We start from the raw sequence: 2473 nt of genomic DNA, 5'->3' as shown, positions 1-2473 counted from the left end.
CGGCGCACGGGCGGTGTCGGCGGGCGGTCGTATCCTCGGCAGCATGAGCCAGCCCCCCGACCGGTCCCCCGCAGAACGCCCCGCATCCGACGGCTTCCGCATCGAGCACGACTCGATGGGCGAGGTCCGGGTCCCCGCAGGCGCCAAGTGGCGCGCCCAGACGCAGCGCGCCGTGGAGAACTTCCCGGTCTCCGGGCTGCGGCTGGAGTCCGCGCACATCGCCGCGCTGGCCCGGGTCAAGGCCGCCGCGGCGAAGGTCAACGCCGAGCTGGGCGTGCTGGACGCGGGCATCGCGGCGGCCGTGCGGGCGGCGGCGGAGGAGGTCGCGGCGGGCCGCTGGGACGGCGAGTTCCCGGTCGACGTCTTCCAGACCGGCTCCGGCACGTCGTCGAACATGAACATGAACGAGGTGCTGGCCACCCTCGCCCAGGAGAAGCTGGGTGCCGACGGGCCGGTGGTCCACCCCAACGACCACGTCAACGCCAGCCAGTCGTCGAACGACACGTTCCCCTCCTCCATCCACATCGCCGCCACCGGCGCGGTCGTGCAGGACCTGATCCCGGCGCTCACACATCTGCGGGCCGCGCTCGCCGCCAAGGCGGAGGAGTTCGCGCAGGTGGTGAAGTCGGGGCGTACGCACCTGATGGACGCCACGCCCGTCACCCTCGGCCAGGAGTTCGCGGGGTACGCGGCCCAGGTCGGCACCGGCGTCGAGCGGCTGCACGCCTCGCTGCCGCGGCTGGCCGAGCTGCCCCTCGGCGGCACCGCGGTCGGTACGGGCATCAACACCCCGCCCGGCTTCGCCGCCGCCGTCATCGCCGAGGTGGCGCGGGCGACCGGGCTGCCGCTGACCGAGGCCCGCGACCACTTCGAGGCGCAGGGCGCCCGCGACGGCCTCGTGGAGACCTCGGGGCAGCTGCGCACGATCGCGGTCGGGCTCACCAAGATCTGCAACGACCTGCGCTGGATGGGCTCCGGACCGCGTACCGGGCTCGCCGAGATCGCCCTGCCCGACCTCCAGCCAGGCTCGTCGATCATGCCGGGCAAGGTGAACCCGGTGGTCCCCGAGGCGGTCCTGATGGTGTGCGCCCAGGTGATCGGGAACGACGTGACGGTCACCACCGCCGGCGCCTCGGGCAACTTCGAGTTGAACGTGATGCTGCCCGTCCTCGCCCGCAACGTGCTGGAGTCGATCCGGCTGCTGGCCAACGCCGCACGCCTGCTCGCCGATCGCACGGTCGACGGCATCACGGCGCACGCCGGGCGCGCCCGGGAGTACGCGGAGTCGTCCCCGTCCGTCGTCACGCCGCTCAACCGGTACATCGGCTACGAGGAGGCGGCGAAGGTGGCGAAGAAGTCGCTGGCCGAGCGCAAGACGATCAGAGAGGTGGTCCTCGAAGGCGGGTACGTCGAACGCGGGCTGCTCACGGAGGAGCAGTTGGACGTTGCGCTGGACGTCCTGAGGATGACCCGGCCGTAGGGCACTGCTGGATACCATCGTCGGATGCACGGGCCAGACGCGACGCTTGACAGCGACCAGAACGTCTCAGGCGGCCGGTGGACGCCGGGGGACCACATCCTCTGGCGCTACCGCGCCCACCCGGCGCCCGGCACGCCCGGCGCCGCCGGCCGGCCGGGCCGTACCGTGGCCGTCTGCCGCCCGGTCACCGTCGTCCGCGACGATGCCGAGACGCTCGCCGTCTGGGTGGCGCCCGACACCGAGTGCGTACGGCCCGTGCTCGCCGACGGCACCGAGCTGCACCGCGAACCGCTGGCCACCCGCTACACCAAACCCCACCGCCCGCTGCGCACCCGCTGGTTCGGCGCCGGCGTGCTCAAGCTGGCCCGGCCCGGCGAGCCGTGGTCGGTCTGGCTGTTCTGGGAGGCCGACTGGACCTTCAGGTCCTTCTACGTCAACCTCGAAGCGCCCCGGGTGCGCTGGGCCGGGGGCGTCGACTCCGAGGACCACTACCTGGATCTCGTCGTCCACCCGGACCGCTCGTGGGAGTGGCGGGACGAGGACGAGTTCGCCGCCGCGCAGCGGGCGGGACTGGTGTCCGCCGCCCGGGCCGCGGCCGTCCGGGACGCCGGCCGCCGGGCGGTCGACGCCATCGGGGCGTGGGGGCCGCCGTTCTCCGCAGGTTGGGAGCGCTGGCGCCCCGACCCGAAGTGGACAGTTCCGCTTCTTCCGGCGGATTGGGACCGCACACCGGCGCGCTTGTCTTCATGAGCCTCTTGCTGCGCCCCGGTAGGTCAAACGTAGGATCGACGTCCACAGCACCGCAGTGCCCACAACTCAACCCGCCCTGTGGAGACTTGGGTGGAAACGGCCGGATGGACGGTACCGACACGTGACGGAGCGCGACAGGCGGCGGGCAGCCGCCGAGCGGACGGAGTCCGGCAACACCCTTGCCGCCTCCGGCACGGACGAGGCGGTGCCGCCGGCCTCGGCCACCGCGGACGCGGGTGAAGC

The 2473-nt window shown here is 73.0% G+C and carries 2 protein-coding genes; both read left to right on the top strand.

The window, feature by feature from the left end; genetic code table 11:
- The first annotated feature begins 43 nt into the window (after positions 1–43).
- On the top strand, positions 44–1480 hold the full coding sequence (locus H5J30_RS27115) for a class II fumarate hydratase (RefSeq protein WP_181789951.1): 1437 nt from the start codon (positions 44–46) through the stop codon (positions 1478–1480).
- Positions 1481–1504: 24 nt separating this feature from the next.
- Positions 1505–2230, top strand: coding sequence for a cytidylyl-2-hydroxypropylphosphonate hydrolase (gene fomD, locus H5J30_RS27110; RefSeq protein WP_181789950.1), 726 nt, complete (start codon positions 1505–1507; stop codon positions 2228–2230).
- Positions 2231–2473: the final 243 nt, after the last annotated feature.

The organism is Streptomyces phytophilus (assembly GCF_013870535.1).
Classification (GTDB): domain Bacteria; phylum Actinomycetota; class Actinomycetes; order Streptomycetales; family Streptomycetaceae; genus Streptomyces; species Streptomyces phytophilus.
The sequence above is the reverse complement of the archived record's forward strand: the minus strand, read 5'-3'. Positions and strand labels throughout refer to the sequence as shown.